The 1,187-nt window shown below is 62.0% G+C and carries 1 protein-coding gene and 1 pseudogene; both read right to left on the reverse strand.

Annotation, left to right across the window (positions count from 1 at the left end; all coding sequences use genetic code 11):
* Window positions 1-11 precede the first annotated feature (11 nt).
* Window positions 12-398 carry a DUF805 domain-containing protein gene (locus FJ980_RS35705; protein WP_246676688.1) on the reverse strand — a complete coding sequence of 129 codons (387 nt, stop codon included), beginning with the start codon at window positions 396-398 and terminating at the stop codon, window positions 12-14.
* A gap of 357 nt (window positions 399-755) precedes the next feature.
* Window positions 756-1,187: pseudogene (locus FJ980_RS32895) on the reverse strand (DUF805 domain-containing protein); the annotation flags it as partial.

Genomic DNA, 1,187 nt, shown 5'->3' on the forward strand with positions numbered 1-1,187 from the left:
GCTGGGGGCGGTCAGACCCTGACGCCCGCCGGCACCGGTCCCCAAGGATTTTCGCCCAGCTGAGGCGGCATAAGCCCGAAGACTAGCACGGCGATGCCGCCAATGAGCGGGATGAAGCAAAGCAGGGCAAACCAGCCGCTCAGGCCGGCGTCATGCGCACGCCGTACGAGGAGCGCAATGCAAGGCAAGATCAATCCCGAAAAGAACACCAGTAGGGGTATGAACCCTATGAACCCCATCGGCGTCCTGTCCGCGTTGGTTTCGAAGCCGTTGATCGCCAGTTCAACAAGTATCCCGAAGCCGAAAAGCGCGAGCACCCCGAGGGTGTAGAATAGCCAGAAGGCCCAGAATTCCTTGCGGCGGGAGCGTCCGGTGAAATTGCCATAATCCGCGATCACCGCGCGCCAGAAATAAGCCCACAGCCCTGTGGAGTAGGCGGGACGGCTTCGGGCAGAACGGCTGGTCTGCCGTGGCTGACTGGTGGTTGACGACGATGTGGCCGAGGCCGTGGCGACAATGTTGTGCGCCGTGCCGTCGCCCGGCTGGAACTCGACAAGGGTACCCTTGCCGAGGGGCAGTTCCAGGCTGAAATCGATACGGGAAAAGATGTAGCGTTTGCCGTCGGTTCCGTTGATGTAACCGTAGTCCTGGCCTTCGTCATAGTGGAACACCGTCCCGCGCATGCTCTGCCCCATTTCACATTGCGTCGCGAGACGCTACTTAAAGTTGCACGTAATTGCAATACGCACGCAGGGCTACGTTCTGGCGCCCGCCGGCACCGGTCCCACTGGTTCTCCCGGACCTGGGTCGGGATGAGCGCGAAGACCAGGATGATCAGGCTGCCGATGGTGGGGATCAGGATCACCAGGAAAAGCCAGCCGGTCAGGCCGATATCGTGCAGACGACGCACGGTCATGCCGAGGCCGGGCAGAAAGGTCGCAAGTAGGAAAAGGCCGAACAGGCCAATCGTCACCGCCGGCATTTCAGCGTCGTCGAGATTGCCCATCGCGGCATCGGCGAAAATGCCGATGCCGGTCACTGCCAGCAGCGCGACGAACCAGAACAGGCAATAGGCCCAGTATTCCTTGCGGCGGGCGCGGCCGGTGAAGTTGAAATAATTCTCGGTGATGCCGCGCCAGAAATAACCCGACAGGCCGGGCTCGGCCGGCCCGGTGCTGGCGGCGCGG

It is taken from the genome of Mesorhizobium sp. B1-1-5 (genome assembly GCF_006443065.1).
Classification (GTDB): Bacteria; Pseudomonadota; Alphaproteobacteria; order Rhizobiales; family Rhizobiaceae; genus Mesorhizobium.